General features: G+C 62.3%; 20 protein-coding genes. 11 read left to right on the top strand and 9 right to left on the bottom strand.

All coding sequences use genetic code 11. From position 1 onward, the window contains the following. Window positions 1-64 precede the first annotated feature (64 nt). From ABE546_RS05745 to ABE546_RS05775, 7 genes are all read left to right on the top strand, one after another. Window positions 65-187, top strand: coding sequence for a hypothetical protein (locus tag ABE546_RS05745; protein WP_302476396.1), 123 nt, complete (start codon window positions 65-67; stop codon window positions 185-187). Between the two features lie 106 nt (window positions 188-293). After that, complete coding sequence (locus tag ABE546_RS05750; RefSeq protein WP_313219522.1) at window positions 294-818, top strand: hypothetical protein; 525 nt, start codon at window positions 294-296, stop codon at window positions 816-818. Window positions 819-965: 147 nt separating this feature from the next. After that, window positions 966-1,661, top strand: a complete 696-nt coding sequence (locus ABE546_RS05755; protein ID WP_179460392.1) for a response regulator transcription factor — start codon at window positions 966-968, stop codon at window positions 1,659-1,661. Window positions 1,662-1,686: 25 nt separating this feature from the next. Beyond that, window positions 1,687-2,931 (top strand): ATP-binding protein, encoded by a 1,245-nt coding sequence (locus ABE546_RS05760; protein ID WP_346462993.1) that lies wholly within the window; start codon window positions 1,687-1,689, stop codon window positions 2,929-2,931. A gap of 106 nt (window positions 2,932-3,037) precedes the next feature. Then, on the top strand, window positions 3,038-3,430 hold the full coding sequence (locus ABE546_RS05765) for a diacylglycerol kinase (protein WP_346462922.1): 393 nt from the start codon (window positions 3,038-3,040) through the stop codon (window positions 3,428-3,430). 86 nt (window positions 3,431-3,516) lie between these two features. Continuing rightward, window positions 3,517-5,166: a phosphoethanolamine transferase EptA gene (gene eptA, locus ABE546_RS05770; protein WP_346462923.1), complete on the top strand. Its 1,650-nt coding sequence runs from the start codon at window positions 3,517-3,519 to the stop codon at window positions 5,164-5,166. Window positions 5,167-5,259: 93 nt separating this feature from the next. After that, window positions 5,260-5,724 (top strand): hypothetical protein, encoded by a 465-nt coding sequence (locus ABE546_RS05775; RefSeq protein WP_346462924.1) that lies wholly within the window; start codon window positions 5,260-5,262, stop codon window positions 5,722-5,724. A 554-nt stretch (window positions 5,725-6,278) separates the two neighbouring features. On the opposite strand, the gene ABE546_RS05780 is transcribed toward ABE546_RS05775, so the two are convergent. From ABE546_RS05780 to ABE546_RS05795, 4 genes are read right to left on the bottom strand one after another with little or no spacing between them, the layout of a single operon-like run. Then, window positions 6,279-7,829: an alpha/beta hydrolase gene (locus tag ABE546_RS05780; RefSeq protein WP_346462925.1), complete on the bottom strand. Its 1,551-nt coding sequence runs from the start codon at window positions 7,827-7,829 to the stop codon at window positions 6,279-6,281. Next, window positions 7,826-9,388: a phospholipase D family protein gene (locus ABE546_RS05785; RefSeq protein ID WP_346462926.1), complete on the bottom strand. Its 1,563-nt coding sequence runs from the start codon at window positions 9,386-9,388 to the stop codon at window positions 7,826-7,828. The genes ABE546_RS05780 and ABE546_RS05785 overlap by 4 nt, the downstream gene beginning before the upstream one ends. Further along, window positions 9,385-10,437 carry a DUF2955 domain-containing protein gene (locus tag ABE546_RS05790; RefSeq protein WP_081797128.1) on the bottom strand — a complete coding sequence of 351 codons (1,053 nt, stop codon included), beginning with the start codon at window positions 10,435-10,437 and terminating at the stop codon, window positions 9,385-9,387. Before ABE546_RS05790 ends, ABE546_RS05785 begins: the two co-directional genes overlap by 4 nt. Continuing rightward, window positions 10,427-11,488 carry an HlyD family secretion protein gene (locus tag ABE546_RS05795; protein ID WP_306987425.1) on the bottom strand — a complete coding sequence of 354 codons (1,062 nt, stop codon included), beginning with the start codon at window positions 11,486-11,488 and terminating at the stop codon, window positions 10,427-10,429. Before ABE546_RS05795 ends, ABE546_RS05790 begins: the two co-directional genes overlap by 11 nt. Before the next feature lie 283 nt (window positions 11,489-11,771). Here ABE546_RS05795 and ABE546_RS05800 point away from each other — a divergent pair, with 283 nt between their 5' ends. From ABE546_RS05800 to ABE546_RS05815, 4 genes are all read left to right on the top strand, one after another. After that, window positions 11,772-12,419, top strand: coding sequence for a TetR/AcrR family transcriptional regulator C-terminal domain-containing protein (locus tag ABE546_RS05800; protein WP_185753445.1), 648 nt, complete (start codon window positions 11,772-11,774; stop codon window positions 12,417-12,419). Beyond that, entirely contained in the window at window positions 12,400-13,374 is a 975-nt protein-coding gene (locus tag ABE546_RS05805) for a TetR/AcrR family transcriptional regulator C-terminal domain-containing protein (protein WP_185753444.1), read from the top strand. The genes ABE546_RS05800 and ABE546_RS05805 overlap by 20 nt, the downstream gene beginning before the upstream one ends. A gap of 102 nt (window positions 13,375-13,476) precedes the next feature. Continuing rightward, complete coding sequence (locus ABE546_RS05810) at window positions 13,477-16,326, top strand: winged helix-turn-helix domain-containing protein (protein WP_346462927.1); 2,850 nt, start codon at window positions 13,477-13,479, stop codon at window positions 16,324-16,326. Window positions 16,327-16,482: 156 nt separating this feature from the next. Next, the gene (locus ABE546_RS05815) at window positions 16,483-17,589 is read left to right on the top strand and encodes a LysR family transcriptional regulator (RefSeq protein ID WP_081797126.1); all 1,107 of its coding nucleotides are present in this window, start codon (window positions 16,483-16,485) and stop codon (window positions 17,587-17,589) included. On the opposite strand, the gene ABE546_RS05820 is transcribed toward ABE546_RS05815, so the two are convergent. The 5 genes from ABE546_RS05820 to ABE546_RS05840 all read right to left on the bottom strand — a co-directional run bounded on the left by ABE546_RS05820 (window position 17,502) and on the right by ABE546_RS05840 (window position 23,311). Next, on the bottom strand, window positions 17,502-18,419 hold the full coding sequence (locus ABE546_RS05820; RefSeq protein ID WP_185753443.1) for a bestrophin family ion channel: 918 nt from the start codon (window positions 18,417-18,419) through the stop codon (window positions 17,502-17,504). The two genes, ABE546_RS05815 and ABE546_RS05820, sit on opposite strands and share 88 nt — an antisense overlap. A 79-nt stretch (window positions 18,420-18,498) precedes the next feature. Beyond that, window positions 18,499-19,449 carry an alpha/beta hydrolase gene (locus tag ABE546_RS05825; protein ID WP_038686024.1) on the bottom strand — a complete coding sequence of 317 codons (951 nt, stop codon included), beginning with the start codon at window positions 19,447-19,449 and terminating at the stop codon, window positions 18,499-18,501. Window positions 19,450-19,572: 123 nt separating this feature from the next. Beyond that, window positions 19,573-20,493: an MBL fold metallo-hydrolase gene (locus ABE546_RS05830; protein ID WP_038686023.1), complete on the bottom strand. Its 921-nt coding sequence runs from the start codon at window positions 20,491-20,493 to the stop codon at window positions 19,573-19,575. 1,009 nt (window positions 20,494-21,502) lie between these two features. Beyond that, window positions 21,503-22,285 (bottom strand): NAD(P)H-binding protein, encoded by a 783-nt coding sequence (locus ABE546_RS05835; RefSeq protein ID WP_038686022.1) that lies wholly within the window; start codon window positions 22,283-22,285, stop codon window positions 21,503-21,505. Window positions 22,286-22,303: 18 nt separating this feature from the next. Then, window positions 22,304-23,311, bottom strand: coding sequence for a bestrophin family ion channel (locus tag ABE546_RS05840; protein WP_038686020.1), 1,008 nt, complete (start codon window positions 23,309-23,311; stop codon window positions 22,304-22,306). Between the last annotated feature and the right edge of the window lie 22 nt (window positions 23,312-23,333).

The raw sequence follows: 23,333 nt of genomic DNA on the forward strand, positions 1-23,333 counted from the left end.
CAGTTCCCGATGCCGCCTACTGACAAGATAGTAGGATTGAAGCAACCAACGGAAGGTCTTACGCATGGGCAGTTTCAGTATCTACCATTGGATCATCATCGTCGGCTTGATGCTCATCCCGGTCGCTATCGCAGCGGTGATCGCCATCGTCGTCCTCAGCCTGCGAAAGAAGCCACCCAACCGCTGACGAGCGCCCCCTGCCGGGTCAGAATGGCCGGCTCCCCGCGTGTTGCGGGTGTCTCAAGGGATCCGGCATGGCGACAAGGAACACCAAGGTCGAGTGGCTCAAGGGGATGATGCTGCTCATCTTCTTTGCCATGCTGTTCGGTATCCCCAACAGCTCACCCTGGTTTGGGCTGGTGTTCGTGTACCTGCTGGCCGCCGGGCTGTTCATCGTGGGCAGCATGCTGTGGATTGCCTTGCGCAGCCGCCGCGCAGCGCTGGCCTTGAGCCGCACGCCAGCCAAGCGCGCCCTTCACACCCGCGAGGTGAAGGCGCTGGAGTGGTTCGGCCAACCCGAGCGGATCGTCTGGCGCATGCCGCGCGGCAACGTGATCGACCTGATCAAGGCGGCACGGGCCGCAGGCAGCCGTCCGGTGGTGCGCACACTGTGCGGGCCGTATCGCGTGATGGTGCGCGCCCGACATCACGAGCGACATGACTTCATCGGCGAGGTGGAGGTACTCATGCTGCCGGGGGCGGATCGCTCCCTGCGCGACAACAACGAGGCCGACGTGTTGCTGTGCGGAACGTTCGCGGTGGTGCTTGCGTTGAATGGTTCGTGGCGGATCGACCAGGCGCCATCGCTGTTGAGGTAAGGCTTGCGTCCGTTGCGATCCCGGCACTTCCGCGCGCTTCCGCGCGCTGCCGTAGCTGGCGATGCGGTGCCCCTGATTGACCGGAGTGCTTGGCAACACTACGGCGATCCCGCACAGTTCGCCCATGCTCACGGATCCCACTGCACCATGACACGCCTGCTCATCATCGAGGACAACCCCGAGTTGGTGGCCAACCTGTACGCATTCCTGGAGCCGCTGGGCTATGTGCTCGACGATGCACGCGATGGCGCCGCGGGCCTGCGCCTGGCAACCGGGAATGACTACGACGCCATCCTGCTGGATCTGATGCTGCCGCGGCTGGACGGCATGACGCTCTGCCACAAGCTTCGCCAGGAATTCCAGAATCCCGTACCGGTAATCATGCTGACCGCGCGCGATCCGGTGGACGACCGCGTGCAGGGCTTTGCACTGGGCGCGGACGACTATCTGGTCAAGCCCTTCTCATTGGTAGAACTCGATGCACGCATCCAGGCGCTGGTGCGCCGTGCCCAGGGCCGCAGCGTCCAAGGCACGCTGACCTGGCAGGACCTGCGGGTGGACACCCGTGCACCGCAGGCGTGGCGGCAGGGCCAGACCATTACGCTGACCCCCAGCACCCACAAGCTGTTGCTGTGCCTGATGCGGGCCGCGCCCGGGGTGGTCAGGAAGCAGGAAATGGAATACCTGCTGTGGGGCGACCATCCACCGGAAAGCGGTGCGCTGCGGACCCATATCCATGAGCTTCGGCAGCATGCGGACAAGAGCTTCACGTATCCGCTCATCGAGACGGTGCACGGCATCGGATGGCGCCTGAGTGCGCCAACGACGTCTGTCCCGGAATGACAACCCGAGGAGGGCAGTTGCCGTCATGACAACGATCTACCGCCAGATGACGCTCAGAACGCGTATCACCGTGTCGTTCGTACTGCTGATGGTGGCCGTCATGGGCTTCGTGGTCGCCGCCGAGCAGTTGGATTATGACGAGCTCAGGGCCTACGTCATCTCCAGAAGCCTGCACGACGAGATGGACCGCCTGCAGGCCGACCTTGCCGAAGGCATTCCGCCTGCGCTGTCCCCAGGCAGTGAACTATATGATGCGCGAAACGTGCCCGATGCCCTGCGCCCGTATACACCGGGCTATTACAGTGCCGACCCGCCCGACGTCTGGCATCTGCTGGTGTTCGACCTAGGCGACCAACGTTATTACCTCCGCCAGGATGCCGAGCGGTACCAGTATCTGGAGCACGTGATCGATGGGTATGCGCTCGTGGTCATGCTGCTGTGCATCCTCTGCGCGTTCTGGATCGGGCGGCTGACCGCAGCGCGCGTCATCGCCCCCATCACCCTGCTGGCCGATGCGGTGCAGCGCGGGCAGACACCATTTCCCTTCCAGGAGGCGCGCGACGAGATCGGGGTACTGGCGCGCGCCTTCGCACAGCACAGCGACGAGGCGGAGCAGTACCTGCAGCGTGAACGATGCTTCGTGGGGGATGCCAGTCATGAACTGCGCACGCCCCTGGCCATCATTTCCGGCGCGGCCGAGACCATCGTTCACCAGCTGCCCGAGGACAGCCACCTGCGAGCGAGCGGCGAGAGGATCGTTCGGACCACGCAGGAAATGCAGCGCCAGCTGTCCTGCCTGTTGCTGCTCTCGCGTGACCCACAGGGTCTTGCCAAGGAGAACGTGCCACTGCGTCCGTTGATCGAGGAATGCATGACGCGCTGCCCGCCTTGGCTGGCGGGCAAGCCGGTCGTCCTGCTGCTGGATGCACCGCAGGACCCCTGCATCCACACCAACGCCGAACTGGCGCGCAGCGTGCTCTGGAACCTGCTGCGCAATGCCTGCCAGTACACCGACAAGGGCGAGATTTGCATCGCCGTGCGGGGCGCCACACTGTCCATCGTGGACACCGGTCCGGGTTTGCCACCCAGCATGGATCCCCAGCAGTTCCAGCGCTTTGCACCCAGTCTGCGCCAGAGCGGCGAAGGGCTTGGCCTGTCGATCGTGCAACGGATCGTGGACCACCTGGACTGGCGCATGGCCGTGGAGAGCTCGGAGAGCGGTTGCCGCTTCACGCTGGACATGTCCGGCACGCAGGGTCAGCAACAATAGGCTCGACCGCATTGCGGCAACCAAGTGCTTTAGCGCCCCTTCCTGACAGCTTCCTGACGCCGTCTCTCCCATCCTGCGCACCCATCAATACATGCAGGAGATGCAGATGCACTGGTCAGACCCGGAGGGAGCCGGCAAGTTTCGCCACGGCAGGACCGGATTCAACCGGATTGTCCACACCGTGATCCACTCGCGGGACGGGCTCCTCGCGACCGTGCGGGGCGAAGCCGCTTTTAGACAGCTGCTCGTTCTGCATGGCGTTCTGATGGGAGGCACGTTTGTGCTCGATGTCAGCCCGGTGGAGCGGGCGTTGATGCTGGCCGTCAGCTTCATCAGCCTGATCGTGGAGCTGCTCAACTCCGCCATCGAGGCCGTTGTCGATCGCATCTCGCTCGAGCTTCACCCGCTGTCGAAGAATGCCAAGGACATGGGCAGCACCGCACAAGCAACGGCGCTGTTGATGGTGGGCGTCGTATGGGCGGTCATCCTGCTCGGATAGAGCGCAGAAGAACATCAGGCAGTGCACCTGACAACTTCCTGATAAACACATTCTGATACTGCGCGCACTTTTCATTCATTGGAAGAATGCGCGTGTTTCAGCGTCTTGTGTTCGTGCGACTCAACCCGGTGCAGCTGACATGGATAGTCGCACTGTTCTTCACCACCGTTGGCAACGTTGCACTGTGGCAGGCGCTATGGAGGCACGCGGAATTCGACAGCGTACGCGGCATACTGTTCTTCCTGAGCCTGCCGGTCTTCTTCTTCTGCCTGTTCAACCTGTTGCTCATGCCGGTGCTTGCGCTGCCCTACCTGCGCAGACCATTGCTGGCACTGCTGGTGATCATCAGCGCCGCGAGCACCTACTTCATGCTGCACTACAACGTGCTGATCGACCGCAGCATGGTGCAGAACGTGTTCGAAACCAACCAGGCCGAGCTCGGGTCTTACTTCTCCATCCCCTTGTTGCTCACCATCGTACTGCTGGGCGTGCTGCCAGCCGCCGCGATGATGTCGCTGCGCATCCGCAGCGGGAGCGTGCTGCAGACCGCCTCCTGGATGGTGGTCAACGTGCTGGCGATCCTGGCGATCCTGACCGTGATATCCATGGTGTTCTACAAGGACTATGCCTCCCTGCTGCGCAACAACCGCGAGCTCAGGGACCAGGTACTACCGGTCAACTTCGTGCGCCATGCCAACGGCTATCTCAAGCGCAAGTACATGGCGGTGTCACGGCCGCTGCAGCGCGTCGCCGAGGATGCCACCCGTCCGCCGACGAGCACGGGCAGGCGTCCCAGACTGGTGATTGCCGTGGTGGGCGAAACCGCGCGTGCGCAGAACTTCCAGCTCAACGGCTACCCGCGCGCCACCAATCCCGTGCTGTCAAATCGAAGCGACATCATCGCCTTCAAGAACGTCTCATCCTGCGGCACGGCCACGGCCATCTCCCTGCCCTGCATGTTCTCCAGAATGACACGCACCCAGTACGATGACGTAGGTGCGGCGACGGAAGAGAACCTCCTGGATATCCTGAAGCGCACCGGTGTGAACATCCTCTGGCGCAACAACAACAATGGCGGCTGCAAAGGCGTGTGCGCGCGCGTGCCCACCGACGACATGCCGGCCTTCAAGGTGGCCGGGCAGTGTGTCAACAAGGACGGCACCTGCTACGACGAAGTGCTGCTGCATCAGCTGGACGCGCGCATCGACGCCATGCAGGGGGACGGCCTGATCGTGCTCCACCAGCTGGGCAGCCACGGCCCAACCTACTTCGAGCGTTACCCTGCCGACGGCAACGTCTTCACCCCGACCTGCGACAGCAACCAGATCCAGAAGTGCACCAACGCCGCGCTGACCAATACGTACGACAACACGCTGGTCTACACCGACCGCATGCTGGGCAGGACCATTGACCTGCTGCAGGGCTATTCGGAGCAGCGGGACGTAGCCATGATCTACGTCTCCGATCATGGCGAGTCACTCGGCGAGCGCGGCATGTACCTGCACGGCACGCCCTACCTCATTGCGCCTCAGGAGCAGACCCGCGTCCCGATGGTGATGTGGTTCTCGCCAGCGTTCGCACACCATGCAAACCTCAATCTGGCCTGCCTGCGGAACCGCGCCGAGGGCACGGCGTACAGTCACGACAACGTTTACCACTCATTGCTGGGGCTGTTCGATATCCGCAGCAAGGTCTACCAGCGTGATCTGGACCTGTTTGCCGAGTGCCGCGCTTGACCCGGTGGGCGGGCGGTCACATTGACGCGAGGCGCCCGCGGGCGGGCGCTTTCAGGACACGGGCCTGACGTCGGTGCGGAGATCTTCCGTGCATTGCCCCCCATCATCATCAGCGACCTGCCCCAGCGAACCGGCCGCTTCAATGTGACGCTCGGCGCCGTGTCCACGGCCTTCGAGCTGGGCGCCGCACTTGCAGGGGAGATGGGCTCGAACGTCTTACAGTGCTTTGGACAAGGTCAACACGTCGGCGGCAAACATCGCATAGTCGTCGACGGCGAAATCGTGTCCCTCCTTGCGCGCGATCTGGCGGACCCCGACCAGGGATGTCTCTGGAACCACGACCAGATACTGGCCCATGTAACCCGTGGCAGCATAGGCGGCGACCGGCCCGCGCACCTGATCGAACAGATCCGTAAGTTTGATCCCTCGGCTGGTGATCTCCCGGCCGTACGTGTCAGCCCACCTGGGCCCGAGGCGTTGCAACACACCAGGCAGCTCAGTGCCATCCACCATGATTTCAAGCGCATGCGCATTCCTCCGGCAACGGAGACAGCGTAACTACAGATGTAGTCAGACTGTAGTGGCAGAAGTCATGGGATGGGAAGTATGGCTACGGTACTCGCTGCGGCGAGGTGCCGTGGCCCATGGAGGGGTTGTTTGGAAGCGCGATCGTCATCCAACAGCGCGCGTCTGTGGTTCGGGATGCGCCGAGGTGAGCGAAGTAGATCGCAGGGATGCCGGGCGCCAGGAGACGCCGGTGTGGTGCCCACCAGCTCACGAATAGCTAGCGTATATCTCTGTTTTTACAAACATTCGCCTTACCTAAACTGATACTTGACTCGCTTTCTGACTCACATTTTGAGCCGATGTGAAGCGGACGACGTTGGACGATCTTGGGCGATGATAGTGCGATAACCAGCAGCGCGGGCCTGAATCCACCATAGATTCATAGACTCCTTCAAGCTGCTGTCTCTGGCCAGCAGCGGCTGCTATCGGCCAGAAGCAGACATCACCCCACCTCTACCTTTTCTTCATGATCTGATCGACCGTTTCAGGTCGGGCGATACCCCAGTACGATGATGTTGTCGGACGCGGACCCTGGGCCTCTGGAATTACTCACGGAGGATCCGCACGACCTCGGCAATGACCTCCGGGCTGTCGTACAGGTGATGGCTGCCCCCCACTACCAGCGACGACTCGGCGCCGGGGATGATTGCACTGTCCAGCGGCACCATACCGTCGGTCTGCTTTCCGAGGCCCGCCTTTACGCCGGCAATGGTGTGATACTGGACATTCTTGGGCGGCAGGAGCAATTCCGTCGCCATCCGCACGGGATGGTCCGCCTGCAATGTGGCGACGCTGTTGATCCAACCTTGCAATAGCGCACGACGCATCGTGGGCTGTATCGCTCCAGGGTTTGCACGTGCGATCCGGCGCAATGCCAATACTTCAGGGGCGCGTCGGGGAATCAGTAAACTGCTTAGGTGGTCCAGCTCAATGGCCGTACTGACACCACGGTGTGGTGCAGCAAGGAAGACTGCGCGCGCGATGCCGGGATGGGCGGCGAATCGGAAGACGCTTGTAGCCTTGTCTAGATCGCTGGGGCTGGCCATGAGCGCCTCGGGCGGCACCGCGAAGGCGGCGTTCCACAGGCCTTCCCCGCTGTCGACACACAGCAACCGTGCAATCACGCCTCCCAAGCTGTGCCCGACCAGCACCATCTGCGTTCGGGCCGGCGCAGTTTCGCCCGGATCGAGCACGTTCCATGCTTCCTGCAGATACTCATGAATGCGCGAACGCGCTGCTAACAGGGGAAGGTCGGTTTCATAGACCACCTGCCATACCTGATAGCGGGCGCGCAGGTCATCTGAGCCCCACACCGCATTGGTGAGATGCGCCCAGATAAGCGGAATACTACCCAGGCCGTGGATCATTAAAAGTGGGCGCTTGGCAGGATCATAGTCATCAAGCAAGAACACGCCCACTCTATCGCGTATCTGGCGGCCGCCCAGTAGCCCCCACACACCTTTGCGCGCCAAGTTGGAAACCTGCATAGCCCAAGCATAGGCAGCAGAAGTATCTCGAGCCAGCGTCAATGTGCAGCCGCCCACGGAAACATTGGGGGTTCGTTGCGGGTCGGCCAGGACCAACCGCAGGGGCCCATGCGGATCGCGCAGGTCGGGTTCGATCCATGAGGTGAGATTGCGAAAGGCGCCAGAATGCGGCTGCAGCATCGCCTGGGGCGAGGTTCCCCCGTACGAGGACAGCGTGGCCAACGGAACCCCGAAACCTGGGTATCCGTACCGTTGGCCGCCAAACGCGGCCATCGACAGGTCACTGGCCAGCCTGAGTCTAACCGGTGCCTGCACGACTTGCGGAACCCGGCGAAACTCCAGCAGCAGGCGCGTACCACCGACGTCGACCGGCCCTGCGGCCCACCCACCGGAGTGTTCCTTAAGCAGCTGCAGAAGAACCCTTTCCGTGCACCGCGTCAGCAGGGCTGCGGCTGCATCTGTACGGCCCTCCGTGCACGCGTTAAGCGTACGGTAGGCCGCCGTGGCGCAGCGTAACCAGGATTGCAGCGAGCTATGGTGCGCCGCTCCGGCGCGTGCGGCCCAAGCAAGCCATGAGTCAAGGCCTTCGATCGACTGCATCGCAGTCATAGTTGCGACTCGATCGGCAACCAGCCGGCCACGCGCGCCAGCGCACGGCGCCATGGTCCGGCATCAGGCTCCTGTTCCAGCATGACGGCCGGTTGTCGTGTTCCGTCGCGCCAACGTAACTCGCCATTCCGGCTGCACGACAGCTGGTAGCTAAGGTCGGGCGTGGCCAAGCGAAGGAATTCGGTGCGAAGCGCACGACCCATGTCGGGGTCATCGAACAGTACCCCCATCTCCGTATTCAGGTTCTTCGACCGCGGGTCGATGTTGAAGGACCCAACGAAACCACGGGTCCCGTCCAAGACAAAAGCCTTTGTGTGCAGGCTGGCTCGCTTGCCGAAGTACGCCGGTGCCGCCTGCGCATGCGCCTGAGCCTCGCCACGCAGCTCGTAAAGGTGAACGCCGAGTTGCAGGAGACGTTTACGGTAGACTGCATAGCCGCTGTGCACTGCAGAGACATCGTTCGCCGCAAGTGAGTTGGTAACTACGCTGACTTGCGCGCCACGGCTACCCACGGCGGCGAGAAGCGTGGTGCCGTCCTCGCCAGGCACAAAGTAGGGCGAGATCACCATCACTTCGCTGCCAGCGCCGGAGATCATCGGCGCAAGCCGCGCCACCAGCCACTGGGCGTGGTTGTCGCCCGACAGCTTCAGCGGCGGGTCGGCGACGACTTGGATGCTGGGGCTCCAATGAGGCTGCAGGCCTCTGTCATGGAGCGCACTCATCAGATGGGAATCTGCCACGCGCGCGAGATAGCGCATTGCGCCCGCACTTCCGGCATCGCGATACACCCCTTCGAGCAGCGTACGCACGGCCTCCGGTCCACGACTGCCGAGCGTACCGACCGGAATCGCTGCGGAGCTGTTCCAGTAGTCGTCGAAGATCAAGCTCGCCTGCGATACCGCCGGCCCTAGCAGTAGCAGGTCAAGGTCCCGGAAGTTCATCTTGGAATCCGCACTAAAGTACTGCTCGCCGATGTTGCGACCACCGATGATCGCCACGCGACCGTCCGCGATCCATGCCTTGTTGTGCATTCGATGAGTCATCGTCATCGCGCGGCGCACCAGTTCCAGAGCACGCCAACCACTTTTTCGATTGCGAAGCGGGTTATACAGTCGGAGCTCTATGTTCGGGTGTGCGTCCATGGCGAGCAGGTATGGGTCCAGCCCGGAGGCATTCATGTCATCGAGCAGAATCCGCACGCGGACACCGCGCTGCGCTGCATCGTATGCCTTGCGCGCCAGCAGCCGGCCCGCCATGTCGTCGCGCCAGATGAAATACTGCAGATCGAGGCTGCGGCCGGCGTTCAGCGCGGTTATCGCGCGCGCAGCAAAGGCATCCAGTCCGTCGGCCAGAAAGATTGCGCCAGTCTCACCTGGATGGGCCGCAAGCAAGGGCGCCAGATCGCGGTCGATAGCTGTGTCGGCAGACTGCACTGGAAGCGCGTAGCCGGGCATGCCGGTCGCTGCCGGTGCGACCTCGTCAATGAGCAGAAGACCGCCGAGCATCACAGCCAGTGCTGCCGCCAAAACCACGGAAGTCCAGATCAACATGCGCTTCATCGACGGCCGCGCTCTTCGGCGGTCCCAGCGCGGAAGAGTGCGGACAGCCAAGTGTCCACCACAAACATGAAAAGTAGCGTGGTGCCCAGCGCCACCGCTACCGACGAGAACCGATACAGCGACGTTCCAATAATGTCTCCGTCGGGAGTAAGTTGGCCGGCCAATACAGCAAGCGCAGTCGCCGCGGCCAAGCCAACGGCCGGTCCGGCGCGTTCACGCGCATGCATAAGTCCGAAGTAGAGTAGGCCGGGAACGTACAGGCTCAACAGCAGCAGGAGGTTTCCAGGGTGCGCGTGCAGCAGCAGCTCCGATGCAAGGGCACAGGCAGAGCCGGCAAGCGTGCCTAGGGCGCGCTGCCACGACGCCCTGCGCCCTGCGCTGAGCGTCATGGGGAACAGTACGAGTACCGTCGCAGCTTGGGCAGACAGCGAATCGGGAAGGTCGAGCAGCTGAAACGCGATGTACGACGCAGTCGCGCAGAGTGCTCCCAGCGCGATCCGCTGCGGCCGCTCGGCAGGTGCCGGCGTCGGGGGGGCAGGTGCTGCCCTACGCTCGGGAAAAGCGGCGTGGACAAGCAGCGAAGCAATGATCGCGACGAACGTGGCCAACAACTGCGCCGTCTTAAGCATGTCGCCGTCGATCTGTGGGTAGCTTGCCAGGTGGACGAGAATCGAGGTGGAAACAAGCGACAGCGCGCCCACGAGAAACCAGGTTCCTTTGGCCATCAGCGTGAAACACCCTGCTGCAAAGAGCCCGAAGATCAGACTGGCTAGGTAGGGCGAGACGTTCCCTAGTATGGCTAGCATGCCTGACATCATGATCGCTACCGGGCTGGAGACGCCGAACTGGGCAAAGATGCGAAGGTTGCAGACGGGTACCAGTCCCAACAGCAGGATTGGGTAAACCGCGAAGAACGCGGCATAGGGCCAGTCCATTACCTTGGCTAGAAAGAGGCAGGCCGCGCTGGCCGCCGTCATCCGGCAGGCTTGGCGCCATCCGGCCACATCGACGGCACCGGCTGCAGCAGGTGGCATCGCGTCAGTAGACATAGTGCAGGTAGCTGACGAACTGAATCTGGGCGTGGCCAAGCCATAGCCTCACGCCTCCAGTCCCGGTATGAAGCTGGACGGTTGCACGGGCGCCCGACATCAGCTGGACAGGGGGAGATTGGAGCAACCTGAGGTTGACACGGACCCGCTCAGCATCACGCAGCCAGCGATCACTATGGTCAGGACTGGCAAGGCGGCCATCTGCAACGATGTGGCCGTCGGCGATGCCTGGCTCCAGCGACGTAACCTCGGACTTGAATACCAAGCCCGGTAATGCGTCAAACGCAACCTCCGCCAAAGTGCCTGCGGCAACCCCTCGCAGGGACTTTTCACGGAAATCCGCATGGAGCTGTGGGGAGGTGCTGACCAATGCCAACCTGGGCACACCGGCCTGCGCGTAGGTGCCAGCCTCCAGTTGGAGGTTGCTGACGACACCCGGTTCGAGCGCGGTCACTTTTGAGCGGGTCAGGTCGATACGACTGTTGGCCAAGGCGTTGTGGGCAAGCCGCAACCGCAGGCTCTGCTCCCCGGCGCTACCGCGACGAACCTTTGCGGCCTGCAGGGCGGCCCGTGCGGCCTCCAGCTCGGCGCTTGCGGTCACGCTTTGGGCTTCGGCCTTGTCTAAGGCCGCGCGTGAGACAAAGCCCTCCTTGGACAGAAGCCGGAAGCGGCCGTGCTCACGTTCGGCGTCCTGGTACTGCGCCTGGGCCCGATTGACCTGCGAGGCCGCGCTTGCGATTGCGGCATCCAGTTCCGCATTGCTCTGGACGGCCTGCTCAAGCTGTAGCTCCGCATTCTGAACGGCATTGCGGTATACGAGCGGATCAATCTCGAAGAGCAGATCACCCCGCTGCACACGCTGGTTATTCGCGACCGCGACCCTGACCACCCGACCATTAACTTCGGGAGAAACCTGGGTGACGCGATAGATCAGGCGTGCGTCTGCCGATATAGGCATGTGGATGTCAGCGATCAAGAAGTAGGCAAAGGCGGCCACGGCGGTTGCCAGGCATGTGGACATCCACAAACGGAAACGCTTCTCGGGGTTCATCATGACATCGACTCGGCGCTGAAAGGCCGTCCTTGTAAGGTGCGTAGGCACATGTGCGTAGTCTCGCGCCACCGGCCTTCGTGGATAAGGCCACTAGAGGGACGCGCCCTGTTGAGCGGCACGCAACAATCCACACCTCCAGGCACAGTTGTGATTCCTACGATGAAACAACGTACTGAGGAATAAGCACCTAGTGGATGCGCCGGCGGATATATAGCATTCGTCGTATAGGAAGCCACGGTGATGACCCACGTGGCCCGTGCCATTCAACAGGAACTCAACCATGTACAAGCCATCTCCATCGCCGGCCGTAGCTATCTCGGGCTACCAGAAAGCTATTCTGGAACGGCTGACAGAAGCGCTGCAGACAGGTGACGCATCACTCAGCGACCCCGGCAGCGTCGCCGAAGCGGTCGGGATCTCACGAAAAGAGATATCTGCTGCTTTTGGATGCGAGGGCGGGATGGTGCTTGCCCTTGCCGGGCATTACGCATCTTTCCTCGTTGCACCGCTGCGCGCTTGTGCGACAGCGGCTGACATGAAGGTTGTGCTGCGAGAATTCGCAAGTCGCTTTGTCGCGGCTAACACGGGAGGGGCATTGGCGCAGCTTTATCGCCTGGGTCTCGGCGAGAGCGCGCGCAGCCGCGAATCGGGAAATCTGTTCTTCCAGGCAGGACCAGCGGCGGTCAACGAGGCGCTTGGACGCTTCCTTCGGTTGGCGCAAGATGCAGGTGTGGTGGAGCCGACGGATGAGCGGGAGATGGCCAGCCACCTGCTTGCACTGCTGCGCGGCGGGTGGCACGTGGCTGACATGCTGGGCTGGCCCTGCCCGGAGCGAAGCGACGATGACCGGGTCGACATTCGCAGGATTGTCGATCTGTTCTGTGCAGGAGTCTGTCAGGAGGCGCCGCATGCATATGCTGCCGCCTAGGCCGCAGCGCCGCAGTGCATTGGCAACGCGGGGCGGCCAATACTCCGCGCCGGCGTTGGGAATCAACGTAGACCAGGACGGTGCCCCGATTTCTTCCCCTGCAGTGGAGTGGTTCGTGTGCTTCGTGCCTGGGTTGCGCAAGCAATGGTGGCATAGCTTTGCGCATGCAAGGTACAAGCATGTATATGCAATGCGCCCGCTCGGGGGCGGTGAATGGTTGATCGTTGAGCCATGGTGGACGCGGATGATGATCCGGGTCCTCACCCTCGATCAGGCGATGAGGTACCTGCGCTGGGGTGCGGCCGGCGCCATCATGTGCGCTACCGAGCACGTTCCCGGGAATGCAAGCCAGATGCGTGGCTGGGCCAATTGCAGCGTACTGGTCGCCTTCCTGCTCGGGCGGGGCTACCGGACCTGGACACCGAATGGCCTTCGGGTTCGTCTGGCCGCGGAGCCCGGAACTTCGCGGGTGGAGTTGCCCGAGTTCCTGGCGGGATACACCCGCCAGCTCGCCCAGGAGGAGATGCGCGCGGCCTTAACCGGCATGCATAGGATGCAGGGCGAATCGCTCGAAGAATCCCTGAAGCGTGCAGGCAGGGATCTAATGGGCTACCTAGTGCATCCTTCCATGATCAGTCTGTGCAGGGCGTTCATCGTGGAGGCGCCACACTTCCCTGCGGCCGCGCATGTGTTCTGGCGGCAGGGTCCAGGGCGCGTCACGGCGGCGTTTGCGGGGATTTTCTTAGGCGCAATCAATGCAGGGGGGCTGGCCGATGGCTCTGCAAGCCAGGCAGCGCGTTCATTTGTTTCGATGCTTTGCGGCGACCTGTACCTCGAGGCATTGTTCGGGGATTCTTCGGCAGTCTCTCCTGAGCGGATTGCTACGCACGTAGATTCGGTCGTTAGGGTATTCATGAATGGGTGGGGCCCTGGGGCCATGGATCTGCCTGGGTAGGCAGGCCGATCGATCAGCTGCAGCATCGACAGCACACCCAAAGGCCAACCTCCCTACGGGTGTACTCTTGCCAGGTCTAGCCCAATCGCGATGGGAGGGTGCGTGGAGACCAACATGGCAGGCCAGCCTTGCGATCACCCGCCGCAGGCTGGTGGTGATGCTTGGCAGTTTGGTTCGCTTGTGATCTCTGAATTGCAGCGTCGGATAGAAGTGCGCGGAAGCCCGGTAAGGATCGGTCCGCGATCCTTTGAACTGCTCATGCTGCTGGTGAAGCACGCCGGGGAGTTCGTGGGCAACCGCCACCTGCTCTCAGCCGTCTGGGCGGGCGTCGTGGTCGAGGACGCAAGCGTCCGCGTCCATATCTCGCTGATACGCAAGGCGCTCGGCGCGCCACTGCCGAGCGACGGATGCCTAGAGTGGATAAGCAACGTACCGCTGCGCGGCTACCGTTTCAACGGCCAGCTGACCAGCAGGAGAAGCAGTACGAGTGTCACCAGTCAAACCGCCAACCACCCAGCACTTACCTTACTGCCGTCAAGGCTGACTACACTGGTGGGCCGGCAGGCTACAGTGGATGAGGTCGCCTCACTGATGCAGGTAAACCGTCTGGTGACCATCGTCGGCCCGGGCGGAATAGGCAAAACCAGCATTGCGGTGTGTGTGGCCGTCCGGCTGCAGGCCGAGTTGGGAATTCCAGCTGCGTTCGCGGACTTTTCTCCACTGGTGTCACCAGAACACGTTCCGGACGCAGTTGCACGGGCACTTGGAGTGCCTGCGGGTGCGTCCGATGCCATTGATGCAATCCACAGCAACCTCGTGGGCCGGCCGGTGCTGTTGGTGGCGGATAACTGTGAGCATGTCCTGGGCCCGCTGGCGGCAACGGTTGATCGGTTGCTGTCCAGGCTTCCCGGATTGCGCGTGCTGGCTACCAGCCGCGAATCCCTGCAGTTGCCCGGTGAACGGCTCATCAGACTTCTGGGGCTAGATCTGCCGGCTGGCAGGTCGACCTCGTTGGAGCAGCTTTCCCGGTCGCCAGCTGCTGAACTTTTGTTGGCCCGTGCCAAGGCTGCAGGTGCAGCAGACTTCAACGAAGGCGATACCGAAGCGCTGGCTGCCATCACACGTCAACTGCAGGGCGTACCACTGGCCATAGAGCTGGTTGCGGCACAATTGGGGAAGCAGCCTGCGCGGGATCTGGCATTGCGCCTCCAGGACCACGCTCGGTTGCTCTCGATAGGGCGTCGCGGTGCGTTTGATCGCCAGCGGAGTCTTGCTGCTGCACTGGACTGGAGCATGGCGCTACTTGATGAAAAGGAGGCGCAGCTGCTGCGCGCCTTGTCGGCGTTCCGGGGGCGCTTCGATATGGAGGCGGCGCTAGCGATCTGCATGGGAAAGATCGAACCTGACGACGCACTGGATGCGCTCTCATCGCTCGTCGACAAATCGCTGGTGATGTTCGATCCCAGCTCTCAGGTGGCGCCGTACCGGCTGCTGGACACTACTCGGGCCTATGCGGCGTCCCATGCTACCCGCGTCGGCGAAGAGCCCATGCTCCTGCAACGTCATGCCGCCCATATGCTTGATGCCATGCGTGCAGCGACGGCTGAACTTCCGCTGATCGAGGAGGCGCAGTGGGGCGAACGTCACGTGCACAGGCTCGACGATGTCCGATTCGCCTTGCGCAACAGCCTAGCCGATTCAGGCGACCTGCAAGTGGCGGCCGCACTGGTGGCTGCGTCTTCGCCCCTCTGGTTTCATGCTTCGCTGCTCGCTGAATACCGCGATGGCGTCGCCGCCACCCTGGCCGCCATGGAGTCACGGCGCGCTGATGACGCCATGGCCACCGCCTCCCTCTCGACCGCGCTGCTGGTCGCAATGCTCCATACCGATGCACTCAGCCCATCGCTGGATGGGCTTTGGCTCAAGGCGATTTCGGCGGCACGCCAGGCCGAGGCCCCTGTGTTCCAGTTGCAGGCGCTGTGGGGCCGGTGTACCTACGAAATGTTCCGCGGCGAATACCCACTCGCGCTCCGGCATGCGGATGAACTGATGCAAGTAATTATGCCTTGGGGGGATGCTGCGGCATTGAACCTTGCGCATCGCACGTGCGCGATGGCCAATCACTTCTCTGGGCGGCTGGCGATTTCTTCGGCACATTCCCACGCCTCATTGCTAATAGGCGAGCACGCGCCGCGCACACCGACGAACATGGTGGGCGTGGATCCGATTGTCGCCGCGAATGCAATGCTGTCGCGGACCCAATGGTTGCAGGGAGACCTCGCTCAAGCCCTAGAAACTGCAATCGGCATGGTGGAACGTGCGCGACAGAGTAAGCATTCCCTTTCATTGTGCGCGGCACTATTTGGAGCATGTCCGGTCGCATTATGGTCCGGCCAGAAGGAGTTAGCCGGTGAATGGATCGAGCTGATGCGCAAGGAAGCAACGCGACGCGGACTAGGGGGCTGGCTGCGCTTCCCTGAGTGGTACCACGATGGGTGGCGACTGTTGTTCGAGGATGCTGCAGAGCATAGACGCAAGGTGCGCGAGCTGCTGCCCGGCTTCGAGGTGCCAAGGCAGGAAATGCTTGCCACCTTCAGTGTCGACTGGGTGGCACCGTCGCTGATGGCCAGGGTGCTGGCGGGGGAGTCCGCGTGGTGCGCCGCAGAGGTCTGGCGCGGCGAGGCCAGGCGACACGCACGCGAGGGTAACCTGGGAGAGGCCGAAGCATGTCTGAATCAGGCCATGGCGGTCGCATTGGAACAGGGTGCTGCGGCATGGCACTGGCGCGCTTCCTACGATTTGGCCCGTCTGCTCATCAGGCGGGGCGAGCATCGGCAGGCGTCCAGCGTGGTCCGCAAGGTGCTCGCCAACTGGCCCCGGACCGATAGCGCGCCCCTGTTGAAGCGTATTGAAAGACTCGCCAGTGCGCTGTTCCGGCGTATCGAGAGCTAGCGACGAAAGTGCACTCGGGGTTGTCTGCAGCGTGCCTTTACACACTTTTACACGTCGTGACTGGCGTCACCCACGCAGGTGCCATCAATCTAGCACCCACGCCTGGCGCAGCAGCGTTAGCGGCAGCGCGTCCTGTCCCTAACCAGGCCCCCTTCCATGGAAAACTCTCGTCACCAACAGATGCTAGGCGATCCGCTGGCGGGCTCCTTCGCCACCACCTATTCAGGCATCGTGGCATTCATTGCGGTCGTCACAGATGGCAGCTTTTCGAAGGCAGCCAACCGGCTGGGCATCGGTCGGTCTGCGGTAAGCCGCAGCGTCCAGAAACTGGAGAGCCAGCTCGACGTACGCCTGTTCCATAGAACGACGCGATCAACTACGTTGACGTCCGACGGGAACACCTTCTACGCAAGCTGCCATGAAGGCGTCGAACGTATCGTGCAGGCGCTGGAGGAGATGCGCGACCTCAAAGCGGGCCCTCCTCGTGGGCGCATCCGGATTCAATCGACAGTCGGCTTCGGCCGGCGCATCGTTGCGCCCCTACTCGGGGCTTTCCAGCACGAATATCCTGAAGTGTCGGTCGATCTAATATTGAACGACCAACCGGTCGACTTCACCGTCGACCGGGTCGACGTTGCATTCCTTGAAGGAAGGTTGCTCGATTCGCAGGTGATTGCGCGCAGGATGGTGCCCATGTGCGTTCAGACCTACGCCTCGCCGGGCTACCTCGCACGTCGTGGGACGCCGATGCAGCTGGAAGACCTTGCCCGACATGACTGCGTCACGCTGCGATTGGCCACGGGCAGGATTGACGAATGGGAATTCAACCTTGACGACCGGATCCAGCGCATGCTGCCCAACGCACAGGTAACCTTCAACGACCCTGAGCTGGCACTGCAGGCGGTACTCGACGATCATGGTGTCGCGCAGCTTCCTGCGTACCTGGCGGCGAGGCCACTGGCGTCAGGGTTACTGGTCCCGCTTCTTGATCGGTACGCAGTTCATGACCAAGGCCATTACATCTGTTATCAGAGCAGGCAGCACATGCCATCTAGGACACGGGCGTTCGTAGACTTCATGGCTGATCGAATTGCAGACGGTTGGCTGCTGCCATCGCAGATCGCAACTGGCGCAGGCGTCGCGTTTATGCGACAGGAATGCGATGCAGCCGTGCCTCAATGCGATAAGGCCGCTGTTGCCCTTCCGCCTCGGGCCTGCGCGGATCCGCTGGGCCAGGCCTTCAATTCGCTTTCGAGCGATTGAAAGGCGTTGGCAGCGGATGTGACGTGGTCCGCATCGCCTGGCAAGGCCTTGCATGACCCGAGGCTGTGCAGGGCCAAGAACATTCCTTGGAGCAGCGCCGCGAGTGGAACCACGACCCAGCACGCAACTGTGGCAGTAAATGTATCGTCAAACAGTATCAGCGGACTCATCGCATCGAGCAAGCCGAAGGGCAGAAGCAGGCCGAAGGACCACAGCAGTACGGTGTCGACGATTGAATGCCGTCCGGTAGCCGGATCCTCTCTGAATCGCATCGCATCGACCCGCTGACTTTGCATCTGCTGCAGCAGGCTGTGCAGTGCATTGAAAGACGCTGGATCCAGCGTCTCTTCCACTCTCAGCGACTTGAGCGCCGCACTCTGCAATCGCAACACTCCCTCCGCGCCTTGCTGACCACTGCGAACGTCCACGCCCCGAGTGAGTTCGACCGGCTCCCCTGTATCGTTCCATCGCAGCTCCCGACGCAATGCTGCAAGCCATACCAGATGGCGCTCAACCAGGGTTTGTGCGTTCCCTTGGTCGCCCAGTGCGGCGTGGGCCAGCAGCGCCCAGTTCCGGCTGGTGGCATGGATGGATGCCCAGGTCGCCTCTCCAGAGGCAAGATGGTTGCGACGATGGAAGGCCTTGAACCCAGTGGATACGGCCAGGCTCAGCCCAGGAAACGCCAGCAGGCCCCATGGAAAGCTGATCCACTGTCCATCCGTCCACCGATACAGTGCAACCACCGCCGTGGAATAGAGGGCAACCAGCACTAGGCCCCCGCTTGTCCTGCGTGCGAGACGCAGCAATCGTTGAGTGTTGGATACATGCATGTCTGCGTTCTCCGGAGGGGCGCGGACACGGAGATGGCCATGTCCGCGCTGCATCACGCCTGCGGGCGCTTGCGGTAATTCAGTGTTGCAGCAGGAACGCCAGCAGGTCCTGGTTGACCCTGTCTTGGTGGGTGGCGGTGAGACCGTGCGGTGCACCAGGGTAGACGATCAGCTTGGCACCCTTGATCAGTTGGGCCGACATGCGGCCGCCGACGTTGATGGGTACAACTTGGTCGTCGTCGCCGTGGATGACCAGCGTGGGCACGTCAATTTTCTTCAGGTCCCCGCGAAAATCGGTAGCCGAGAAGGCTGCAACCGAGTCGTAGGTACTCTTGCTTCCACCTAGCATGCCCTGCGCCCACCAAGAATCAATCAATGCCTGATTGGGCTTGGCACCGGGGCGGTTGTAGCCGTAGAACGGGCCGCTAGGGACGTCTTTGAACAACTGCGATCGATTCTCCAGCTGCCCGTTACGCATGCCGTCGAACACTTCAATCGGCACGCCGCCTTCGTTGTCCGCCGTCTTGAGCATGAAGGGCGTTACCGAACTGATCAACACGATCTTCCGCACCCGACCGGTACCATGGCGACCCACGTAGCGCGCTACTTCGCCTCCACCGGTGGAGAATCCCACCATGGTCACATCCTTGAGGTCCAGTGTATTGACGACCGTGGCCAGGTCGTCGGCATAGTGATCCATGTCGTTGCCGTCCCATGGCTGGCTGGAACGGCCATGGCCACGTCGGTCGTGCGCGACCACACGGTATCCGTGGCTGGCCAGGAACATCATTTGCGCATCCCAGCTGTCCGAGTCCAGTGGCCAGCCGTGGCTGAAGGTCACCACGGGGCCGTTCTTTGGGCCCCAATCCTTGTAGTAGAGCTGTACCCCGTCGGAGGTAGTAATGGTGCTGGCGGTGCGGGCCGGGCTGATCGCGGCCACATGCGGCGGCTCGGCTGCCTGGGCTGACGTGCCCGCCTGGACGGCCAGTGCCAGAGTGGTGGCCGCCAGGGTACGGGTAATCATGTTCATGGGTAGACCTCTGCTAACGTCGAGTGGGGGAAAGGTCGCACGCGCTACACTGGACCTCTCGGCCGGACGTTGGATGACCAGACGCCGATGAAAATTGACCGAGGGTCCAAGCGCGCAGCTGGCTCAGAAGTCCCAGAACGCGGGCACCCAACGGAAGGCGCCGCCTTCCGCGGAGACCCGTCCGATCGACGGGAATGGCAAATGCGTTGCCACAAGCATTTCACCGGTCCCTGCCAGGTCGTTGAGCAGGTCCAGACGTACGCGCGCCGCCTCCTCCGGGTCATGCTCGAAGCCGTTGTACCAGTTGGGTTGGTCGAAGCTGACCGCAAACACTGCATCGCCGGCAAAGGTCAGAGCGCTGCCATTGGAGTCCAGTCGCACAATGCTGTGACCAGGGGTATGGCCACCGGTGCGGCGGACGGTCACGCCCGGCGCGACCTCATGATGCTCCTCAAACAACCGCATCGAGCTGCCGTACTCGGCCCAGAAGTGCTTTGCGGTTGCCCGCAGCGCGTCCGGGAAGCCCGGTGGCATGCTGGTGCGGGTGAAATCCGGCGACTTCCAGAACTCTACTTCCGATGCTGCAACGTGGATGCGAAGGTCAGGACGCAGCTGCTCTTTGACACCGTCGACGAGCAGACCGCCGATATGGTCCATGTGCATGTGTGTAATTACTACGTCGGTGATCTCCTCCAAGTTGATCCCGGCAGCGCCCAGGCGGCGGATCAGCTGGCCCGCACGCGGCAACTGCAGATCGGGGTCCATGCCGAGGCCGGCATCGATGAGGATGACCCGGTCCGCACTACGGACCACCATTACGTTCAATGACCAGTCGAACGCATCTTGTGGCAGATACATGTCGTCAAACCAGACGGCGCGTTCGGCTTGGCTGACGTTGTGACCAAGCATCTGGGTAGGAAGAGGAAGCACACCGTCGCTTACAACCAGCACGTCGATGTCACCGACCTTGAGTGCGTAGCGTGATGGCACCAGCTCGTCGAGCGCGGTGGCGGATGGGTTTTCAGTAGTGTCTAGGCTGAACATGAGAGGATTTCCAGGGAAGAGGCTGGCTGGCGGAAATGCGAAGCTGGCGCTGCACGGCCGGGCCGGAGGCCGGCCTGAGCTGACAGGGGGATTGGTCTTCGCGGCAATCACGGCAAGGCGCCGTGCAGATTCAATGTAGGAGATCGAGCGCATGGCCGGTAGACATGCGCGCGGGCTCACAATGTTGTCCATCAGGCAGCAATGGCTTGTTCACTTCTCCGAAGCAGGGCATCGCCGGGTAGGCGTTTTGCAGCATTTACGTTGCGACGAAGCTACTGGCTTGGACCGCGCTACCACGGAATCCGGAGTTTCAGGGTCTTGTATCTACTGCTTGGTCACACGAAGCTGAAGCCACCTAAGTCGCCCAGGGTGCCGATTACAATCGACACCCTGCTTGGTCTCTCTTTATCGTTCACATGCGGATGTCCGTCAGCTAAGCAGAGAGACGGGTGTCGGCGATGGTCCATAATGATTGCCTGACTAGCGGCTGTGAGGCACGGCCGTTGGAGCGTCGACTCTGCGCGCGGCAACTGTCCTAACGTTCTTCATTTGCGTCGAGGGCGGGCCGCGCATCTGGGCTGATCAACGCAACTGCCCGCGACGATTCCGCGCGCTATCGCCGCCCACCGCCAAGAGCTACCTCGCGCAATCGGACCGCGCGAGGTGAAAGCCCTGAAGCAGATTGCCCGACGTTAGATAACGCCACCCCGCGCACTTCTCTTCAGCCGCTACGGTGGCGAGTGCTGTACAAGGGATGGACGCTGCGCTTCTGTTTAGAGAATGTCGAAGGCGAGCGACGATTTGCCGGAGACAGATATGGCGGAGAACTTCACCAACGCGTCGCGCGGGATTCCACATCGGCGTTCGTGAGGTTTATTTCGCGGCCACTGCAAGCGCGGACGAATGCGCCGCCGATGGTGGGAAAATGACTCTGCTTTCGAGTGCTTCTGCTAGCAGAATCGCGATCCGCGTGCGGTCGCCCAGAGAACCGAGCGAAACGAGCCCGACATTACGGCGCGGGCAGGTGCACGTAGGGGAAGGCGCGGCGCGTGTGCCGGGCCAGCCAATCTGCGAAGCGTGTGCCGCCTAGCAGCGCACCAGGTTCGGGGGTGAGCGTCGTGTCTTTCAGCAGCGCGCCGTAGTAGCGCGCGTCGGGATCTGCCACCACCGGGCGGTCGTCCTGGTTGAAGTACATTACCCACTCCACCAGCTCGAACAGGCGGTGGCACTCGGGGCCTGCGATCTGCACCATGCGCTGACCCGGCGCTGCGGCCGCAACCTGCGCAACCAGGGCGCCAAGGTCGTCGGCCGCCACAGGCTGCACCTTTGCTGGCGACAGGTGCAGCGCCTGTCGGCCGCCCAGTGGCGCCACCAGCTGGGACATGAACTCATAGCACTGGGTGGCGCGGATGAGCGTGGAGCGCAGTCCCGATTGGTGGACCAGGTCCTCCTGTACCGCTTTAGCGCGGAAGTAGGCGCTGTCCTGCAGGTAAGGCGTGCCCACGATCGACAGGCCCACTAGGTGCTGCACGGAGGCACGCTCACACGCAGCCAGCAACTGCGTGGTGGCGCTCCGGAAGAAATCGCCGACCTGGGGGTCTTCGAAGATCGGCGCGTTGCAGGCGTCCACCACCGCTTGGGCACCTTCAAGCACTCTTGCCAGCCCTTCGCCGGTCAGTACGTCCACGCCACTGCGGCGCGACGCGGCCACCGCATCGTGTCCCAATCTAGCCAGGCCCTCCACGACCCGGCTGCCGATCAGCCCGTGCCCCCCGATGACGACGATCTTCATGCTCAGTGTACTCCCGGGTTACAGCACGATGGGGCTGGCCGGTGCGTGCTGCACCGGAACATCACGCTCGTCCAGCAACTCACGCAGATTGCGCTCGACCGTGTTGCACAGCTGCGAGATTGGAATGTCGTTGGCACCGCCCTCAAACGGATTGGCGCTGCTCTCGCCCACCTGGTCCAGCGCAGAGTAAATCCAGGACACGAGCACGCTGAGTGGAATGGCCAGCCATACCATTTGGCCCCCCATCGCCCCGCCCACCGTGTCGTTCATCGGTGCCAGCAGGTCGATCATGCCCAAGGGCAGCAGCAGGCAGAGAATGCGCACGAAGATCGCGTTGATGACGGCATACTGCCGGGGATACGGATAATCCTTGATCCGTTCGCTGCGCGCCTGTTGTTCGTGCAGTTCACGCAGCACGCGCTGCAGTTCGGCGAAGGTGGCTTGGACTATCACCCCATCGTCGAGAAGCTGGCGCAGTGCGGCACCCTGCAGCGACAATACCTCGGTGGCCTTGCTGGTAGCACCAAGAATGCGCGAACGCTCCTCGGGGCTGACGTACTTGATCAGCTCTGCATCCAGCGTACGCACCTTCTCCGGCACGTCGTAGTGCTTTCGATACTCCACGTTAGGCATCAGCTTCTGGGTTTCCCACGGCTTGCTTTCGCGCATCTGGTAACGCAGCGCGGTCAGCCAGGCAAGGTGCCGGTAAACCAGTCGCCGGTTGTGCTCGGGACGGTTGACGTAGTCGCGGGTCATAGTGCCCCACAGCCGGCTTGCCGCAGTGATCGACGCCCACACCTGCTGCGCCTCCCACAACCGGTTGTAGGTCTGGGTGTTCTTGAACCCGGCAATCAACGCCACGCTGGTGCCGAGCATGAGGATCACATTCCACGGCACGGCCAGCCAGTGCAGGCCACCCAGCTGGTACAGCGCCACCAGTGCCACGTCGAGCAGGATCAGCAGGTACAGCGGGCGCCGGGTCCACAGCAGGAATTCGGTGAAGGTATAGGAGCGACCAGCATGCATGGTGTTGTCTCCAGGGGGGCAC

It is taken from the genome of Stenotrophomonas sp. TWI377 (genome assembly GCF_039674525.1).
Taxonomy (GTDB): domain Bacteria; phylum Pseudomonadota; class Gammaproteobacteria; order Xanthomonadales; family Xanthomonadaceae; genus Stenotrophomonas.

Coding starts and splice junctions, on each gene's coding strand:
- ABE546_RS05790 (WP_081797128.1), bottom strand. CDS start 10,437: ATGTCTACTGACGCGATGCCACCTGCTGCAGCCGGTGCCGTCGATGTG.
- ABE546_RS05815 (WP_081797126.1), top strand. CDS start 16,483: ATGGAAAACTCTCGTCACCAACAGATGCTAGGCGATCCGCTGGCGGGC.
- ABE546_RS05825 (WP_038686024.1), bottom strand. CDS start 19,449: ATGAACATGATTACCCGTACCCTGGCGGCCACCACTCTGGCACTGGCC.
- eptA (WP_346462923.1), top strand. CDS start 3,517: ATGCGCGTGTTTCAGCGTCTTGTGTTCGTGCGACTCAACCCGGTGCAG.
- ABE546_RS05800 (WP_185753445.1), top strand. CDS start 11,772: ATGTACAAGCCATCTCCATCGCCGGCCGTAGCTATCTCGGGCTACCAG.
- ABE546_RS05805 (WP_185753444.1), top strand. CDS start 12,400: ATGCATATGCTGCCGCCTAGGCCGCAGCGCCGCAGTGCATTGGCAACG.
- ABE546_RS05765 (WP_346462922.1), top strand. CDS start 3,038: ATGCACTGGTCAGACCCGGAGGGAGCCGGCAAGTTTCGCCACGGCAGG.
- ABE546_RS05780 (WP_346462925.1), bottom strand. CDS start 7,829: ATGACTGCGATGCAGTCGATCGAAGGCCTTGACTCATGGCTTGCTTGG.
- ABE546_RS05840 (WP_038686020.1), bottom strand. CDS start 23,311: ATGCATGCTGGTCGCTCCTATACCTTCACCGAATTCCTGCTGTGGACC.
- ABE546_RS05785 (WP_346462926.1), bottom strand. CDS start 9,388: ATGAAGCGCATGTTGATCTGGACTTCCGTGGTTTTGGCGGCAGCACTG.
- ABE546_RS05830 (WP_038686023.1), bottom strand. CDS start 20,493: ATGTTCAGCCTAGACACTACTGAAAACCCATCCGCCACCGCGCTCGAC.
- ABE546_RS05820 (WP_185753443.1), bottom strand. CDS start 18,419: ATGCATGTATCCAACACTCAACGATTGCTGCGTCTCGCACGCAGGACA.
- ABE546_RS05760 (WP_346462993.1), top strand. CDS start 1,687: ATGACAACGATCTACCGCCAGATGACGCTCAGAACGCGTATCACCGTG.
- ABE546_RS05745 (WP_302476396.1), top strand. CDS start 65: ATGGGCAGTTTCAGTATCTACCATTGGATCATCATCGTCGGCTTGATG.
- ABE546_RS05750 (WP_313219522.1), top strand. CDS start 294: ATGATGCTGCTCATCTTCTTTGCCATGCTGTTCGGTATCCCCAACAGC.
- ABE546_RS05795 (WP_306987425.1), bottom strand. CDS start 11,488: ATGAACCCCGAGAAGCGTTTCCGTTTGTGGATGTCCACATGCCTGGCA.
- ABE546_RS05835 (WP_038686022.1), bottom strand. CDS start 22,285: ATGAAGATCGTCGTCATCGGGGGGCACGGGCTGATCGGCAGCCGGGTC.
- ABE546_RS05755 (WP_179460392.1), top strand. CDS start 966: ATGACACGCCTGCTCATCATCGAGGACAACCCCGAGTTGGTGGCCAAC.